This window comes from Bradyrhizobium sp. CSS354 (assembly GCF_029051725.1).
GTDB lineage: Bacteria > Pseudomonadota > Alphaproteobacteria > Rhizobiales > Xanthobacteraceae > Bradyrhizobium.
The window spans coordinates 325,130-340,571 of record NZ_JAACFU010000006.1; the positions used below are offsets into that span (position 1 = coordinate 325,130).

A 15,442-nucleotide genomic window follows, 5' to 3' on the forward strand; every position below is an offset into this window, starting at 1 on the left:
CTTACACCGGCAGCGCGATCGAATACTTCACCTGGCTCAGTGCGAAGCTCGATTCGATCGAGGCGATGCCGTCGAGCCGGGTCAGCTTGGTCTTCAGGAAAGTCTCATAGGAGGCGAGGTCGGCCGCGACCACGCGCAAGAGATAGTCGCGGTTGCCGGTCATCAAATAGCATTCCAGCACCTCGTCCCATTTCGAGATCGCCCGTGCGAAGCGGTTGAGATCCTCCTCCTTCTGCCGCGCCAGCTTGATCGAGATGAAGACGCTGACATGCAGCCCCAGCGCCTTCTGGTCGACGGTCGCGATGTAGCGCGAGATGACGCCGCGTTCCTCCAAAAGCTTGACCCGGCGATGGCAGGGCGACACCGACAGCCCGACCTTATCGGCGAGTTCCTGCATGGTCAGCCGGCTGTCGGTCTGGAGCAGAGCGAGGATTTTTCGGTCGATGGCGTCGAGATCGGCCATTGGGATGAACCTGTCGTTTTTGGCGGCTGATTGGTAAGGTATCCCAATATTGGCTGGTATTGCGCGAAAAATTGAGAAGTTTGGCGCTTCCCGCAGGGGTATCATCGGGCACCTGTTTTCCGGGAGCATTGCCATGCCCGTTGATACCGCCCGCCTCGACACATTGACCGCGCTCGCCCGTAAGGCGCTGTGGCTGTCGTCATGGACCATCCATCACGCCAATCACATCCGCTCGAATGCGGACGGCCTCAAGGTCGGCGGACATCAGGCCTCGTCGGCCTCGCTCGCCACCATCATGTCGGCGCTGTATTTCCACGTCCTGAAACCCGAAGATCGCGTCGCGGTGAAGCCGCATGCGAGCCCGGTGTTCCACGCCATCCAGTATCTGTTCGGCCGGCAGAGCCGCGAGAAGCTGGAGAATTTTCGTGGCTTCAAAGGCGCGCAGTCCTATCCCTCGCGCACCAAGGACGTCGACGACGTCGATTTCTCCACCGGCTCGGTCGGCCTCGGCGTCGCGCAGACGCTGTTCGCCTCGCTGGTGCAGGACTACGTCAAGGCGCATGGCTGGATGAAGGATCGCCGCGAGGGTCGGATGATCGCGCTGGTCGGCGACGCCGAGATGGACGAGGGCAACATTTTCGAGGCGCTGGCGGAGGGCTGGAAGCACGGCCTGCGCAACACCTGGTGGGTGGTCGACTACAACAGGCAGTCGCTGGACGCCGTCGTCCGCGAAGGCCTCTGGGAGAAGTTCGAGACCGTGTTCCGCAATTTCGGCTGGGACGTGGTGATCGTGAAGTACGGTCGCCTGATGCGCGAGGCCTTTGCGGAAGCTGGCGGCGAGGCGTTGAAGCGTTGGATCGACAATTGCCCGAACGCGCTCTACGCCGCCTTGTGTTTCCAGGGCGGCGCGGCCTTCCGAAAACATCTTCATGACGAGATCGGCGATCAGGGCCCCATCACCAAGCTGATCGACAAGCGCAGCGACGAGGAGCTGCTCGCGCTGATGTCGAACCTCGGCGGCCACGACATGGCGAGCATGCTGGACGCCTTCGAATCCATCGATCACGATCGTCCGGTCTGCTTCATCGCCTACACCATCAAGGGCGTCGGCCTGCCGTTCCAGGGCCACAAGGACAATCACGCCGGCCTGATGACGGTCGCGCAGATGGAGAAATATCGCGACAGCCAGAACATCCGGCCCGGACACGAATGGGACAGATACGAGGGCCTCGCGCAAAGTGCCGCCGAGCTCGACGCCTTCCTCGCGCGCGTGCCGTTCAACCAGGACGGCCGCCGGCTCACCGCGCCTGTGATCGAGGTGCCGTCGCAGCTCGCCTTCAAGCCGGCGCCGCAGATGTCGACCCAGCAGGGTTTTGGGCTGGTGCTGAACGAGATCGCGCGCGGCGACAGCGAGCTTGCCAGGCGCATCGTGACAACGTCGCCTGACGTCACCGTCTCGACCAATCTCGGTCCGTGGGTGAACCGGCGCGGCCTGTTCGCGCGCGGCGAGAAGGCGGACTTATTCCGCAGCGAGAAAATTCCATCCACCTTCAACTGGGACTTCTCGCCCAAGGGCCAGCATCTCGAACTCGGCATCGCCGAGATGAACCTGTTCATCATGCTCTCGGCGCTCGGCCTGTCGCACCAGATCAACGGCGAGCGGCTGCTGCCGGTCGGTACGCTCTACGATCCCTTCATCGAGCGCGGTCTCGATGCGCTGAACTATGCCTGCTACCAGGATGCGCGCTTCATGGTGGCGGCGACCCCATCAGGGATCACGCTGGCGCCCGAAGGCGGCGCGCATCAGTCGATCGCAACGCCTCTGATCGGCATGGCGCAGGACGGCCTTGCCTCGTTCGAGCCGGCCTTCGTCGACGAGCTCGCCGTGATCATGGGGTGGGGATTCAACCACATGCAGCGCGATCCGGGCGAGGGCGGCTCGGTCTATTTGCGGCTCTCGACGCGCAGCATCGAGCAGGCGCAGCGGATCATGACGCCCGAGCTCGCACAGGGCATTACCGACGGCGCCTATTGGCTGCGCAAGCCGGGCCCCAACGCCGAAGCCGTCATCGCCTATACCGGCGCCGTTGCGCCGGAAGCGATCGAGGCGACCGGCTTCATCGGCGAGAGCCGGCGCGACATCGGGCTGCTCGCGATCACATCCGCGGATCGTCTGCATGCGGGGTGGACCGCCGCACGGAAATTGCGCCGTGATCGTAGAGGCGTGCAGCATCTCAGCCACATCGAAAGACTGCTCGCGCCGCTGCCGCGCGACTGCGGCATCGTGACCGTGATCGACGGCCATCCGGCGGCGCTCGGCTGGCTCGGCAGCGTCCGCGGCCATCGCGTCGAGGCGCTCGGCGTCGAGCAGTTCGGGCAGACCGGCACGATCGCCGACCTCTACCGCCACCACGGCATCGACGCCAACGCCATCATCGATGCGGCCGAAAGCCTCACCACCGGCGCGCCGGTGCTGCATCGGAAGATGGCTGTTTAGTTCTCGGTCGTCGTCCTGGCCTAGTGCGCAATTGCGCACGGGGGGCCAGGACCCATACGCCGCGGCAGTTGTTGCAGGCGGCAGGCGGTAGACGCAGAGCAAACTTAACTGGCCCCTGTGGTAATGGGTCCTGGCTTTCGCCAAGACGACGTCCACGGCCACCTTGCCTCGCTCCCGCCATCGGCTCATATAACCTCCGTCCGCCGCAATGCTGGCCCCGCATATGGCGGGTTCAATTGCCGGCGCTTTCGTGCAAGGATGCCTGCCGAAACGCCCCCCAAGCCCCCAAGAAGAGGTTCACTATGGTCAATCGCATGCAATTCTACATCGACGGCGCCTGGGTCGATCCCGCCGTCAAGAAGTCCACCGCCGTGGTCAATCCGGCGACGGAAGAGGCGATGTACGAGGTTGCGCTGGGCTCCAAGGCCGACGTTGACAAAGCCGTCGCCGCTGCCAAGCGCGCGTTCGTGACGTTCTCCCAGACCAGCCGTGACGAGCGCGTCGCGCTGCTCACCAAAGTCATCGAGATCTACAAGGGCCGTCTCAAGGAGATCGGTGCCGCCGTCTCCGACGAGATGGGCGCGCCGCTGCCGATGGCCGAAAAGCTCCAGGCCGGCGCCGGCCTTGGTCACCTCATGACCACGCTCGACGTGCTCAAGAACTATCATTTCGAGGAACCGGTCGGCACCGCCATGGTGCTGCGTGAGCCGGTTGGTGTGGTCGGCATGATCACGCCCTGGAACTGGCCGCTCAACCAGATCGCCTGCAAGGTCGCGCCCGCGCTCGCCGCCGGCTGCACCATGATCCTGAAGCCGTCGGAGTTCACCCCGACCTCGGCGCTGATCTTCGCGGAAATCCTCCATGAAGCCGGCGTGCCGAAGGGCGTGTTCAACCTCGTCAACGGTCTCGGCCCCGAGGTCGGCGCTGCCATGAGCGAGCATCCCGACATCGACATGATCTCGTTCACCGGCTCGACCCGCGCCGGTATCGACGTGGCCAAGCGTGCGGCACCGACCGTGAAGCGCGTCAGCCAGGAGCTCGGTGGCAAGTCGCCGAACGTCATCCTCGAAGGCGCCGACCTCACGAAGGCGGTGACCGGTGGCGTCATGCACATGTTCAACAACTCCGGCCAGTCCTGCAACGCGCCCTCGCGCATGATCGTGCCGGCCTCGAAGATGAAGGAAGTCGCCGCGATCGCGAAGGCTGTCGCCGACAAGACCAAGGCGGGCGATCCGCGCGCCGAAGGCACCACCATCGGTCCCGTGGTCAACCGCGGCCAGTGGGACAAGATCCAGGGCCTGATCAAGAAGGGCATCGACGAGGGCGCAACGCTCGTGTCGGGCGGCCCGGGCCTGCCCGAGGGCGTCAACAAGGGCTTCTATGTCCGCCCGACCATCTTCGCCGATGTCACCCCCGACATGACGATTGCGCGTGAAGAGATCTTCGGACCGGTGCTGACCATCATCGGCGCCAAGGACGAAGCCGAGGCCGTGCACATCGCCAACGACACGCCCTATGGGCTTGCCGGCTACGTCACCGGTGCGTCCGTCGAGGACGCCAAGCGCGTCGGTCGTCAGATCCGCGCCGGCAACGTCAATCTGCAGGGCGTGCCCAACGACCGCTCTGCGCCGTTCGGCGGCTACAAGCAGTCCGGCAACGGCCGCGAGTGGGGCAAGTACGGCCTCGAGGATTTCCTCGAAGTGAAGGCGGTTGCGGGCTTCAACGCGGCGTAGGTTTTAGCGCCTTGGTAAACATGACGCCGGAGCGGGAAACCGCTCCGGCGTTTTTGTTCTATCTTTCGTCATTGCGAGGAGCGTAGCGACGAAGCAATCCAGGCTGCCTCCGCGGAAAGATTCTGGATTGCTTCGCTTCGCTCGCAATGACGAGAGGCGTGACGGCGGCGAAACTATCCTCCCGCCGCGCCCTGCGTGTTCACATACAACGCGTAGATCGACTGGCTCGCGGCCATGAACAGGCGGTTGCGCTTGACGCCGCCGAAGCAGAGATTGGCGCAGCGCTCGGGCAGCGCGATGCGGCCGATCATGAGGCCGTCGGGCGCGAACACCACGACCCCGTCGAGCTCGGGATCGCCCATGCCCCAGCCGCACCAGAGATTCCCGTCGATGTCGCAGCGCATGCCGTCCGGCGTGCCCGGGCCCGCGTCGATGAAGACTCGCTTGTTCGAGATCGTGGTGCCGTCCGCCGAGACGTCATAGGCGAGGATCTTGCGGTTCGGCACGCCGCGTGATTCCACGACGTAGAGGATTTTCTCGTCCGGCGAGAAGCACAGCCCGTTCGGCCCGAGCACGCCTTCGGCAACGGTGGTCGCCTTGCCGGTCGCGGGATCGAGCCGGTAGACGTTCGGCTCGATCTCGGGCTCGGCCTTGTAGCCCTCGTAATTGCCGAGCAGGCCGAAGGTGGGATCGGTGAACCAGACCGCGCCGTCGGACTTCACCACGACATCGTTCGGCGAATTGAGCTTCTTGCCGCCGAACGAGTCCATCAGCACGGTGATCTCGCCGTCGTATTCGGTGCGGGTCACGCGGCGCCCGCCATGCTCGCAGGTGACGAGCCGGCCTTGGCGATCCCTGGTGTTGCCGTTGGCGAAATTGGACGGTTTGCGGAACACGCTGACGGCGCCGGTCTCCTCTTCCCATTTGACAATGCGCTGGTTGGGGATGTCGCTGCACAGGAGATAGCGCCCGTCGCCGAACCACACCGGACCCTCGGCCCAGCGCAGGCCGGTCGTCAGCCGCTCCACCGCCGAGAGTTTCAGCCAGTATTTTTCGAAGCGGGGGTCGAGGGCGCGGATCGCTGGATCGGGGTAATAGGTCGCCGGCCGCCAGCCTTGCTGCGATCCTTGGTTCTGGGACGATGCATCGTTCATGTGCAATTCTCGTTGTTGCGTTCCCTCTGTCCAAGTCTGCTAGCATCAGATATCTACGGCCGCAAATCGGTCGCTACATACGAGGACAGACATGCCGCGCATTTTGATGACGGGAGCTTCGGGCGGGATTGGAACGCGTTTGCGACAACTGTTGCCGCCGATCTATCCGGACCTGCTGCTCAGCGACATCCGCCCGCCGGCCGATCTCGGCCCCAACGAGCAATTCAAGGCGGCGGACCTCTCTGACTTGGCGCAGTGCGAGGCGATCTGCGAGGGCGTCGACGGCATCATCCATTTCGGCGGCTATTCGGTCGAAGGTCCCTGGAACGACATCCTCCAGGCCAACATCATCGGCGGCTACAATCTGTTCGAGGCCGCGTACCGCAAGGGCGTCAAGCGCGTGGTGTTCGCCTCCTCGAACCATGCCGTCGGATTCTATCCCCGCCACCACAAGATCGGCACCGACGTGACCCCGCGCCCCGACGGCCGCTATGGCGTCAGCAAGGTGTTCGGCGAAGCGGTCGGCGCGCTCTATGCCGACAAGCATGGGCTCAAGGTGACTTGCCTTCGCATTGGCAATTTCGGCGACGTGCCGCTGGACCTTCGCCGGATCTCGATCTGGCTCAAGCCGGAAGATCTGGTGCAGCTCTGCCAGATCGGGCTCGAGCATCCCGACATTCATTTCGAGGTGTTCTACGGCGTGTCCCTGAACGAGCGTGCCTGGTGGGACAACCACCGCGCCTACGAGTTCGGCTACCGCCCGACGGGGCGCTCCGAGGACCACGTGGCGTATGCGATGGCGGAGCAGGCCAAGCTGAAGCCCGATCCGGTCGGCGATTACTATCAGGGCGGCGCGTTCTGCAGCAACGAGTTCGACGGCGACACAAGTCGCATCATCGATTGGAATAAGCGGTAGAAGCGCATTCGCAAATCTAGGGCGTCGAAATCGACGCCCTAGACAACGCGCTTGCCGGCCTGGGCCGCGATGGGCCTCTGTACGAAGTACATCAGGATCAGGGAAATCACGGCCGTCGTCACGACGACGTATCCCAGCCGGTCGAAATGCCGCAGCGTACCGTCGGGGTCCTGCGCGATGAGCGCGGCGGCGAGCACGGAGCCGAGCCCGCCGGAGAGCTGTTGCAGCGACGTGCCGACCGCGCTGAAGGAGCCGCGTTGCGCCGGCTCGGGGATTGCGGAAATCAGCGCCTGCGACGGAATCATGCGGGAGAAGATGCCGACGAACATCAGGACGTTGACCAGGATCGCGACCGTCAGGCTCACCTCGCCGAGATGGGTGTAGATCAGCACCATGACGATGGACATGGCGCTACCGAAGACGAAGGTGGGGTATTTGCCGAAGGCATCGCTCGCGCGTCCCACCAGCGGGCCGATGACAATGCTGAACAGGCCGGAGACGAGATAGATCGTCGGCAGATGCACGGTATCGATGCCGAGATTGTGCACGGTGTAGGCGCTGCCGAACGGCATCAGCATGTAGCCGCCGGTCGCCAGCAGGGTCGTTACCGAAAACGCCATCCAATAACGCGGCTGCGAGACAGTCGCGATCAGATGCCGGAACGGATTTCTATCCTGCTTCAGCCCGAGATGGCCGTTCACCGGCTTCATCAGGAACATCACGGCGGCCATCCCGATCACCGACAGGCCGACCAGTGCGCCGAACGCGACGTGCCAGTTCCACTGGTTGGCGAGGAAAAGACCCGCCGGGATGCCCAGCACCTGGCTCGCGGCGAAGGCGGTCTGCACGAAACCCATGACGCGGCCGCGCAATTGCAGCGTAAACAGATCGGTCACGATGGCGAGCACGACCGAACCGATCACGCCGCCGAACAGGCCGGTCACGATCCGCCCCAGCAGCAACAGATGATAGTTGGGCGCGATCGCGCACAGCGCCGTGCCAAGGGTAAAGCCGGCATAGAAGAACAACAGTAGCCGCTTGCGATCGAACCGGTCGGCAAACCCGGCCGCCAGGATGCCGGAAATTCCCGCGCTGAACGCATAGGCCGAGACCGCCACCCCAAACTGAGCGGCCGATATATCGAGCGCCGGCATCATGATGGCGCCGAGCGGCGACATGATCATGAAATCGATGATGATCGTGAACTGGACCAGCGCCAGCAGCGCAACGAGGATCGCCTGGTAGCGCGAAAAGCCGCGGGATCGCTCCTGCGGCTCGACGATCGGCTCGGTGAGGGTTTGTTCGGTCATGGCATTTCAGTCGGGAGGGGATAGGGGAAGAACGTGCGATTCGCCGCTGGGCGCCGGTCCTATCTATTTCCGACGGCGCACTATTTCGATGGGTTGACAAAAGGTTTTGATGGCAATCTCGACGCGGTGCCTCGGTTCACTGAGAACGAGCGCATGCAAGGGCTGAGCTTTGGCTTGGCCACCCTGCCCATTGATCTAGGTCAACCTTGCCTTCGGCATTTGCTTCTCGATCAGCGCGATCGCATTTCGGCAACCGGTGCCTCGATTACGGTTCGATTGCGGCAGCGCGAGTCAGGACAATGAAAATCAAATTGCGAGCCGTCGTACTGCTCACGCTGATCATGTCGGGCCCGGCGCGAGCCGCGATGCTCAGCGACGCCGAGGCGACGTTTCTCGACCAGCTTGTCACCGCGTCCGCGGTGCTCGAACAACGATGCACTGGCTACGAGGTCAATGGTGCCGGCAGTGTCCAGCTCGGCGCCCGACTTCTCGGCAGCACGGATGCCGCGATGGCGATGATCGACGCCTATGCTGCGGCCATCAAGGCCCGCGATGGCGAGACCTCCGATCCCGGCAAATTCCGCCTGGAGGTGTCCGACGCGGCCGTCAAAGCGTTCAGGCGTGTCCGGGCGGACCTGATCAGAGACCCGAAAGGCGCCTGCGCTGCCTATGGCGATACCGGCGTGGAGCGCGGCCTGCTGAGGCGGTACTGAACGCGCGTCTTGACCCGCCACGGGCGGATGGACAAGAGCGCTAGCGCTCAGCCTCACCGGCGATCCTTGCCAGATAGTCCATCTTGCTGAATCGCATATGGTCGACACAGAGCTGCGCCAGCGCCCAGCTGTCGCGGCCTTTCAACAGCTCGATCATCAACTCGTGCTGGCGCCGTGATTGCGCGAGGCCGTCTCGGTCGGCGAGGTTCTTGGCGCGCATCGGCAGCGTGAGGTTCATGTAGTCCTGGAGCGAGCGCACCAGATAGGGATTGCCGCAGGCTGAGAACAGCGCGAGGTGGAAGGCGTCGTTGGCTTCGTGAATGCCGCGCAGGTCCTGCAAATCCGCTCTCGCGCAATATTGCCGTTGCAACGCGGAGAGCTCGTCGATCAGGCCTTGCTGTGCGGGCAGGGGGATCATCAGCGCCGCCTGTCGCGTCAGCATCTCACGCACCTCGTAGATCTGCCGCACCTCTTCGGCCGAATAGAAACGCACGGTGGCGCCGACATTCTTCTCGCGGCGGACGATGCCGCGGCGCTCCGCATCCACCAGCGCCTGGCGCACGAAGTGCCGCGAGGTGCCGTAAGCCGACATCAGCGCGTCCTCGGTCAGGCGCGCGCCGGGCGCGAGGCGGCCGAAGATGATGTCCTCCTCGAGCCGCGCGACGATGTCGTCCGGATCGTCGCGCCGGATCGTGATGGCGTCTGCGGTGTGAGTGTCGGACATGCCCTCGGCCTTCCGGCGCTTGGCCGGTCCGTCCTGTGGAGCAGGGAAGGCTCGGATTGTCAATAATCTGGTCATTTTACCAGTGCGGCGGTCCGGAAAATGGCAGGTTTGGCGTCTGCCTTATTGACAATCAAGGGGCAGGATGTACGACAATGACCCGGTCATGGGAGTGGTGTGATGACGAGTGGGTTGCGCAAAGGGCTGACGAGCTATGGCGATGCCGGCTTCTCACTGTTCCTGCGCAAGGCGTTCATCAAGGCCATGGGCTATTCCGATGACGCGCTGGAGCGCCCGATCGTCGGTATCACCAACACCTACAGCGACTACAATCCTTGCCACGGCAACGTCCCGCAGATCATCGAGGCCGCCAAGCGCGGCGTGATGCTGTCGGGCGCGATGCCGTTCGTGTTCCCGACGATCTCGATCGCGGAGAGCTTTGCGCATCCGACCTCGATGTATCTGCGCAATCTGATGGCGATGGATACCGAGGAGATGATCCGCGCGCAGCCGATGGATTCGGTGATCGTGATCGGCGGCTGCGACAAGACGCTGCCGGCGCAGGTGATGGCCGCAATCAGCGCCGACCTGCCGACGGTGGTCATTCCCGTTGGCCCCATGGTGGTTGGTCATCACAAGGGCGAGGTGCTCGGCGCCTGCACCGATTGCCGCCGTCTCTGGGGCAAGTATCGCGCTGGCGAAATGGATGATGTCGAGATCGAGGCGGTCAACGGCCGTCTCGCGCCGTCGGTCGGCACCTGCATGGTGATGGGTACCGCCTCGACCATGGCCTGCATGATCGAGGCCATGGGCCTGTCGCTGCCGATGAGCGCGACGATCCCCGCGCCGCATGCGGAACGCTTTCGGCTTGCCGAAGCGAGCGGCAGGGTGGCCGCCGAGATGGCCAAGACCAAGGGTCCGAAGCCGAGCGAATTGCTGACGCCGGCATCTTTTAGAAATGCCCAGGTCGTGCTCCAGGCGATCGGCGGCTCGACCAACGGCCTGATTCATTTGACCGCGATGGCACATCGCTCGCCGCACCGGCTCGACCTCGGGGTGTTCGACCAGATCGGCCGCGAGGTGCCGGTGCTGATCGATCTCAAGCCGTCCGGCGAGCATTACATGGAGCATTTCCATCACGCTGGCGGCGTGCCGAAACTGCTGGCGCAGCTGGGCGATCTCATCGATCTCGATGCGAAGACGATCACGGGCGAGAGCCTGCGCGATGTCGCGGCGAATGCGGAAGACGTGCCCGGCCAGGACGCGATCCGCCCGCGCGACAATCCGATCAAGAAGGAAGGCGGCCTCGCCGTCCTGCACGGTAACCTCGCTCCGCGCGGCGCGGTCATCAAGCAATCCGCCGCGAGCCCAAAGCTGCTGCAACACACGGGCCGTGCGGTGGTGTTCGAATCCGTCGAGGACATGACGCTCCGGGTTGACGATCCCGATCTCGACGTCACCGCCGACGATGTGCTGGTGCTGCGCAATGCCGGGCCGAAGGGCGCGCCCGGCATGCCCGAGGCGGGCTATCTGCCGATCCCGAAAAAGCTCGCACGTGGCGGCACCAAGGACATGGTGCGCATCTCGGATGCGCGCATGAGCGGCACCGCGTTCGGCACCATCGTTTTGCACATCACGCCGGAATCCGCCGTCGGCGGGCCGCTGGCGCTGGTGATGAACGGCGACATGATCCGGCTCGACGTCGCCCAGCGCAGCATCGAGCTTCTCGTCGATGCTTCCGAGCTGGAACGGCGGCGTACGGCATTGAAACCCGCGGCTGCGCCGGACGAGGCGCGGCGCGGCTATGCCTGGCTGTTCAACGAGACCATCATGCAGGCCGACGAGGGCTGCGATTTCGATTTCATGCAGAGAACTGGGAAGAAGACTGAGCAGAAAACTAAGAGAGGGTGACCAATCACCCGGAAGCGTAGCCCAGACCGCATAAGCGGCGGGCGTTAAAACAGGGGGAAACGATGATTGCACGATCCATGCTTGGGCTGGCGGCAACGGCCGCGATCCTGTTCGTCACGGGCGCATCGGCGCAGGAGGTGAAGCATTATCGCTTTGCCTACGACCAGCCGCGCAACACCGGCTATTCCATCGCGGGCGACCTCTTTGCCGAAAAGCTCAAGGAATTGAGCAAAGGCACCATGATCATCGATCAATATCCGGGCGCGCAGCTCGGACAGGAGCCGCAGGTACTCCAGCTCGTGAAAGCGGGCGACGTCGAATTTGCGATCATCTCCTCGGCGAACACCGCGACGATTTCGCCGCAAGCAGGCGTGATGTCGTTGCACTTCCTGTTCCGCGACGAGAACCACGTGGTCAAGGGTCTGGCCGATCCAAAGGTGTTCGAGGCGCTCAAGACCATGATCGACGAGACCACGCAGGGCCTGCATGTGATCGCGACCGGCTCGCAGGGCGTGCGCCACATGTACTCCAAGAAGGAGATCCACAATGTCGGCGACATCAAGGGCCTGAAGATCAGGGTGCAGGCGACCGCGACCGAGGACACCATGTTCCCGGCCTACGGCGCCCAGACCGTGCACATGCCGTTCGGCAGCGTCTACACGAGCTTGCAGACCGGCGTCGTCGACGTCGCCGAGAACAGCATCAACGTCTATCTCGTCAATAAGCACTACGAGGTCGCGCCGGTCCTGAACATCACCGAGCACGAGGCCAACAACGCGCTGGTGTTCATCTCCGACAAGCTCTGGCAGAGCCTGTCGGCCGAGCAGAAAGGCTGGGTGCAGGCGGCGGGGAACGAAGTCGGCTCCAAGGAGCCGCAGAAGGCCTTCGACCTCGAACGCACCGCGGCAGAGAAGCTGAAGAAGATGGGCGTGAAGATCGTCGACAACGTCGACAAGAAGACCTTCACGGCGGTCGCCGACCCCTATCTCGACAAGCTCGCCAAGGAGCTCGGCCCGCACGCCGAGAAGATCAAGGATTTGATCCGCTCGATTAATTAGGCCCCCCGGGAATGTCCGTGCCTCCACGAGTCGTCCCGGCGAAAGCCGGGACCCATACGCCGCGGCGAAGCTTGGGGCAGGATAGCCGCCAGCTTGGTTTGACCACACGCAGCTGGGGCTATGGGTCCCGGCCTTCGCCGGGACGACATTAATGACCATCGCCGACAAACTGCTGGTGCAGCGCCAACGTCACCTCAAATGGCGCGGGCTTGACTGGCTCGAGCTTGCGCTGATGATCCTCTGCGGCGTGCTCTGCTTCGGCTTCTCGCTGTCGGTGACCGCCGACATCGTCACCCGCACCATCGGCCATCCCTGGTTGTGGCTCCAGGAAGTGACCTCGACGTTGTTCGTCTACGCCATCTTCGTCGGGACGGCGGCCGCGACCCGGCGCAACGACCATCTCTATCTCACCGCGATCTCCGAGGCGATGCACGGCACGCCGCGTCTGATCGTCGAGATCATCATCCGGATCGTGGTACTCGGCGTCGCATTCTGCCTGATCTTGTACGGCTATCAGAACTATCTCCGCGGCTTCGGCAGTTTTCGCCTGCCGTCGGGCACGCCGATCGCCTCGCTCTACGCGATCATCCCGCTGTCGGGCGTGCTGGTCGGCCTGTTCACCATCGAGCAGCTCGTCAACGGTCTGCGCAACGGCTTTGACCATCCCGAGCCGCCGGAGGAGGACGATGGGGCTCCTGTCATCACCGACGTACAGATGAGGGCGCAGCCGTGAGCGCACCCATTGTTCTGGCGTTGATGACGGTCTGCTTCCTGTCGTTCGGCTATCTCGGCGTGCCCGTGCCGTTCTCGCTGATGGCCGGCGTCTTCATCGGCGCGCTGCTGTCGGACGTCTCGCTCGCCGCAATCATCCAGAAGGTGTTTGACGGCGTCGATTCCGAGGCACTGCTGGCGATCCCGTTCTTCCTGCTGGTCGGCGAGCTCATGAGCTCGGCCAATGTGGTGGTTCGAATAGCCAATCTCTCGGTGTCCCTCGTTGGCCACATCAGAGGTGGCCTGTCGCAGGTCGTGGTCGTCTTCAGCATGTTCTTCTCGGAAATGTCGGGTTCGACCACCGCCGATGTCGCCGTGATGAGCCGCGCCCTGGGCGGCCCGATGAAGCGCGAGGGCTACGAGCCGGCCTTCATCGCCGCGATCATCGCTTCCGCCTCGACGATTGCGGCGCTGGTGCCGCCGAGCATCACCGCGGTGGTCTATGGCGCGGTCGGCAACGTCTCGATCGCCGGCCTGTTCATGGCAGGCGTCGTGCCGGGCCTGATGATCGGCTTCGGGTTGATGATCTACTGCTATTTCTTCGGCCCCTCGGGCCTGCGCAAGCCGCGCGCGCCGCTGCGCCAGGTGATGTTCGCGGCCGGCGATGCGGCGCTACCGCTGATGATCCCGGTGATCCTGTTAGGGGGCATTCTGACCGGCTGGTTCACGCCGACGGAAGCCGGCGTCGTTGCCGTGGTCTGGATTGTCGTGGTCGTGATCCCCGCGCTTAATCGCGGGCACATCAGGAAGATTCCCTACGATTTCTGCCTTGCAGGCCTGATCTTCTCGCTGCCGCTGATCACGATCGGCGCCGCCAATGCGTTCGGCTGGATGCTCGCCTATTTGCGCGGTGCAAGCTACATCGCCGAAGTCATCACGTCGCTCGCCGGCAACGATCCGCATCTGATCATGCTGCTGATGGTGCTGCTGTTCACCGTGGTCGGCGATTTCATCGAGCCGGTGCCGACGATCATCATCTTCATGCCGCTGGTCAACACGCTGACGGAAGCCGGCGACATCAACGCCGTGCATATGGGCGTGGTGCTGATCGCCACGCTCGCCTTCGGCCTGATCACGCCGCCTTACGGCTTGGTGCTGCTGATGGCCTCGAAATTCGTCGGCGTCAGTTTCGCAAAGGCGCTACGCGCCGCGTTGCCGATCTATCTGGTGTTCCTCGGGACGATCGCGTTCGCGATCTACTTCCCGAGCGTGGTGCTGTGGCTGCCGCGGCAAGTGCTCCCCGAATCGGTCGGCTGCTTCAAGTCGCCCGCGGGCACGGGGTACATCTGTCCGCAGTAAGCCTGCTGGAGGGAACGCTACTTGCCCTTGCTGGTGAATTTCTTGACGGCGGTGCGAAACTCCTCCGTGTTCATCGCCATGATGATCTTGTGCTCCTCCGCGTCAAGCTGCTGCTTCACCGGCGTCGTGGCGGCCTGGTAGACCAGCGACTTGGTGCCGGCAATCGCGGCGATCGGGTTCTGCGCCAGCCGCTCGGCGAGAATTCGCGTTGCCGCCTTCAGCTCGGCGGCGGGAACGATCTTCGCAACCAAGCCCCATTCATGGGCCTGCTGCGCGGTGAAATTGTCCTCGGCCAGGAAAATCTGGAGCGCACGGCGGGAGCCGACCGTGTTGACGATGCCGACCGTGGATCCGCCATCCGGCGACACGCCGATCTTGGCATAGGCCGGTGTGAATTTGGCATCCTCCGCAGCGATGCAGAGATCGGTGACGAAGGCGAGACCCATGCCTGCGCCAGCCGCCGAGCCGTGTACGCTGGACAGCGAGATCTTCGGCATACGCCGGATGATCTCGATGAAGGCATGATAGTGCTTCAACAGCTCGCCGACGACAGGCGTCACCGTATTGGCTTCAGCCGCCGCACCGATCGTCTGCAGATCGCCGCCAGCCGAGAAGGCGCGGCCTTCGCCTTCGAGGACCACGACCCTGACGTCGTCGGCGCCCTCGATGTAAGCCGCGATCTGTTCGAGCCTTTGCGCAATCGCGAGGTTGATCGAATTGAACGCGGCGGGCCGGTTCAGCGTGATGGTCGCGATCGGGCCGTCGATCCGCAGCAAAGCGGGATCGTCGGGTCGGGAGACGGGAGCGGTCATTGGAAAATCCCCGGCATGAGGTCTGAGCTCGAACTAAATCGCAGAAGGCGAGGGGTGACAATCCCCGCCTGGTGCTCTTGCGCA

At 63.7% G+C, this 15,442-nt stretch carries 14 protein-coding genes; 9 read left to right on the top strand and 5 right to left on the bottom strand.

Features of this window, described 5'->3' with window-relative positions:
- Nucleotide 1: 1 nt before the first annotated feature.
- Nucleotides 2-463, bottom strand: coding sequence for an Lrp/AsnC family transcriptional regulator (locus GWG67_RS17205; protein WP_275170454.1), 462 nt, complete (start codon nt 461-463; stop codon nt 2-4).
- Nucleotides 464-596: 133 nt separating this feature from the next.
- Here GWG67_RS17205 and GWG67_RS17210 point away from each other — a divergent pair, with 133 nt between their 5' ends.
- Together GWG67_RS17210 and GWG67_RS17215 are read left to right on the top strand one after the other, a co-directional pair.
- A complete protein-coding gene (locus GWG67_RS17210; protein WP_275170455.1) occupies nt 597-2,960 on the top strand; it encodes a transketolase in 2,364 nt (787 codons plus the stop codon).
- 302 nt (nt 2,961-3,262) lie between these two features.
- Nucleotides 3,263-4,693 (top strand): aldehyde dehydrogenase family protein, encoded by a 1,431-nt coding sequence (locus tag GWG67_RS17215; RefSeq protein WP_018457078.1) that lies wholly within the window; start codon nt 3,263-3,265, stop codon nt 4,691-4,693.
- 173 nt (nt 4,694-4,866) lie between these two features.
- Here the strand turns inward: GWG67_RS17215 and GWG67_RS17220 are convergent, their stop codons facing one another.
- Nucleotides 4,867-5,847, bottom strand: coding sequence for an SMP-30/gluconolactonase/LRE family protein (locus tag GWG67_RS17220; protein ID WP_275170456.1), 981 nt, complete (start codon nt 5,845-5,847; stop codon nt 4,867-4,869).
- A 91-nt stretch (nt 5,848-5,938) separates the two neighbouring features.
- Here GWG67_RS17220 and GWG67_RS17225 point away from each other — a divergent pair, with 91 nt between their 5' ends.
- On the top strand, nt 5,939-6,763 hold the full coding sequence (locus GWG67_RS17225) for an NAD(P)-dependent oxidoreductase (protein ID WP_275170457.1): 825 nt from the start codon (nt 5,939-5,941) through the stop codon (nt 6,761-6,763).
- 38 nt (nt 6,764-6,801) lie between these two features.
- Here the strand turns inward: GWG67_RS17225 and GWG67_RS17230 are convergent, their stop codons facing one another.
- Nucleotides 6,802-8,073: an MFS transporter gene (locus GWG67_RS17230; protein WP_275170458.1), complete on the bottom strand. Its 1,272-nt coding sequence runs from the start codon at nt 8,071-8,073 to the stop codon at nt 6,802-6,804.
- Nucleotides 8,074-8,106: 33 nt separating this feature from the next.
- Between GWG67_RS17230 and GWG67_RS17235 the strand changes: the two genes are divergently transcribed.
- Together GWG67_RS17235 and GWG67_RS17240 are read left to right on the top strand one after the other, a co-directional pair.
- Entirely contained in the window at nt 8,107-8,376 is a 270-nt protein-coding gene (locus tag GWG67_RS17235) for a hypothetical protein (protein ID WP_275170459.1), read from the top strand.
- Nucleotides 8,373-8,786: a hypothetical protein gene (locus GWG67_RS17240; RefSeq protein ID WP_275170460.1), complete on the top strand. Its 414-nt coding sequence runs from the start codon at nt 8,373-8,375 to the stop codon at nt 8,784-8,786. Before GWG67_RS17235 ends, GWG67_RS17240 begins: the two co-directional genes overlap by 4 nt.
- 40 nt (nt 8,787-8,826) lie before the next feature.
- Here the strand turns inward: GWG67_RS17240 and GWG67_RS17245 are convergent, their stop codons facing one another.
- A complete protein-coding gene (locus GWG67_RS17245) occupies nt 8,827-9,510 on the bottom strand; it encodes a GntR family transcriptional regulator (protein ID WP_275170461.1) in 684 nt (227 codons plus the stop codon).
- Between the two features lie 177 nt (nt 9,511-9,687).
- Here GWG67_RS17245 and GWG67_RS17250 point away from each other — a divergent pair, with 177 nt between their 5' ends.
- The 4 genes from GWG67_RS17250 (at nt 9,688) to GWG67_RS17265 (ending at nt 14,546) form a co-directional block, all read left to right on the top strand.
- The gene (locus GWG67_RS17250) at nt 9,688-11,418 is read left to right on the top strand and encodes an IlvD/Edd family dehydratase (RefSeq protein ID WP_275170462.1); all 1,731 of its coding nucleotides are present in this window, start codon (nt 9,688-9,690) and stop codon (nt 11,416-11,418) included.
- Nucleotides 11,419-11,480: 62 nt separating this feature from the next.
- Complete coding sequence (locus tag GWG67_RS17255; protein ID WP_275170463.1) at nt 11,481-12,476, top strand: TRAP transporter substrate-binding protein; 996 nt, start codon at nt 11,481-11,483, stop codon at nt 12,474-12,476.
- 151 nt (nt 12,477-12,627) lie between these two features.
- On the top strand, nt 12,628-13,209 hold the full coding sequence (locus GWG67_RS17260) for a TRAP transporter small permease (RefSeq protein WP_275170464.1): 582 nt from the start codon (nt 12,628-12,630) through the stop codon (nt 13,207-13,209).
- Nucleotides 13,206-14,546: a TRAP transporter large permease gene (locus GWG67_RS17265; protein ID WP_275170465.1), complete on the top strand. Its 1,341-nt coding sequence runs from the start codon at nt 13,206-13,208 to the stop codon at nt 14,544-14,546. The genes GWG67_RS17260 and GWG67_RS17265 overlap by 4 nt, the downstream gene beginning before the upstream one ends.
- 17 nt (nt 14,547-14,563) lie before the next feature.
- Here GWG67_RS17265 and GWG67_RS17270 read toward each other — a convergent pair whose 3' ends face one another.
- A complete protein-coding gene (locus GWG67_RS17270; protein ID WP_275170466.1) occupies nt 14,564-15,358 on the bottom strand; it encodes an enoyl-CoA hydratase/isomerase family protein in 795 nt (264 codons plus the stop codon).
- Nucleotides 15,359-15,442 lie beyond the last annotated feature (84 nt).

What these genes read in the sequence shown, in the direction of transcription:
- GWG67_RS17205 (WP_275170454.1), bottom strand. Translation starts at nt 463, where the DNA reads ATGGCCGATCTCGACGCCATCGACCGAAAAATCCTCGCTCTGCTCCAG.
- GWG67_RS17210 (WP_275170455.1), top strand. Translation starts at nt 597, where the DNA reads ATGCCCGTTGATACCGCCCGCCTCGACACATTGACCGCGCTCGCCCGT.
- GWG67_RS17215 (WP_018457078.1), top strand. Translation starts at nt 3,263, where the DNA reads ATGGTCAATCGCATGCAATTCTACATCGACGGCGCCTGGGTCGATCCC.
- GWG67_RS17220 (WP_275170456.1), bottom strand. Translation starts at nt 5,847, where the DNA reads ATGAACGATGCATCGTCCCAGAACCAAGGATCGCAGCAAGGCTGGCGG.
- GWG67_RS17225 (WP_275170457.1), top strand. Translation starts at nt 5,939, where the DNA reads ATGCCGCGCATTTTGATGACGGGAGCTTCGGGCGGGATTGGAACGCGT.
- GWG67_RS17230 (WP_275170458.1), bottom strand. Translation starts at nt 8,073, where the DNA reads ATGACCGAACAAACCCTCACCGAGCCGATCGTCGAGCCGCAGGAGCGA.
- GWG67_RS17240 (WP_275170460.1), top strand. Translation starts at nt 8,373, where the DNA reads ATGAAAATCAAATTGCGAGCCGTCGTACTGCTCACGCTGATCATGTCG.
- GWG67_RS17245 (WP_275170461.1), bottom strand. Translation starts at nt 9,510, where the DNA reads ATGTCCGACACTCACACCGCAGACGCCATCACGATCCGGCGCGACGAT.
- GWG67_RS17250 (WP_275170462.1), top strand. Translation starts at nt 9,688, where the DNA reads ATGACGAGTGGGTTGCGCAAAGGGCTGACGAGCTATGGCGATGCCGGC.
- GWG67_RS17255 (WP_275170463.1), top strand. Translation starts at nt 11,481, where the DNA reads ATGATTGCACGATCCATGCTTGGGCTGGCGGCAACGGCCGCGATCCTG.
- GWG67_RS17260 (WP_275170464.1), top strand. Translation starts at nt 12,628, where the DNA reads ATGACCATCGCCGACAAACTGCTGGTGCAGCGCCAACGTCACCTCAAA.
- GWG67_RS17270 (WP_275170466.1), bottom strand. Translation starts at nt 15,358, where the DNA reads ATGACCGCTCCCGTCTCCCGACCCGACGATCCCGCTTTGCTGCGGATC.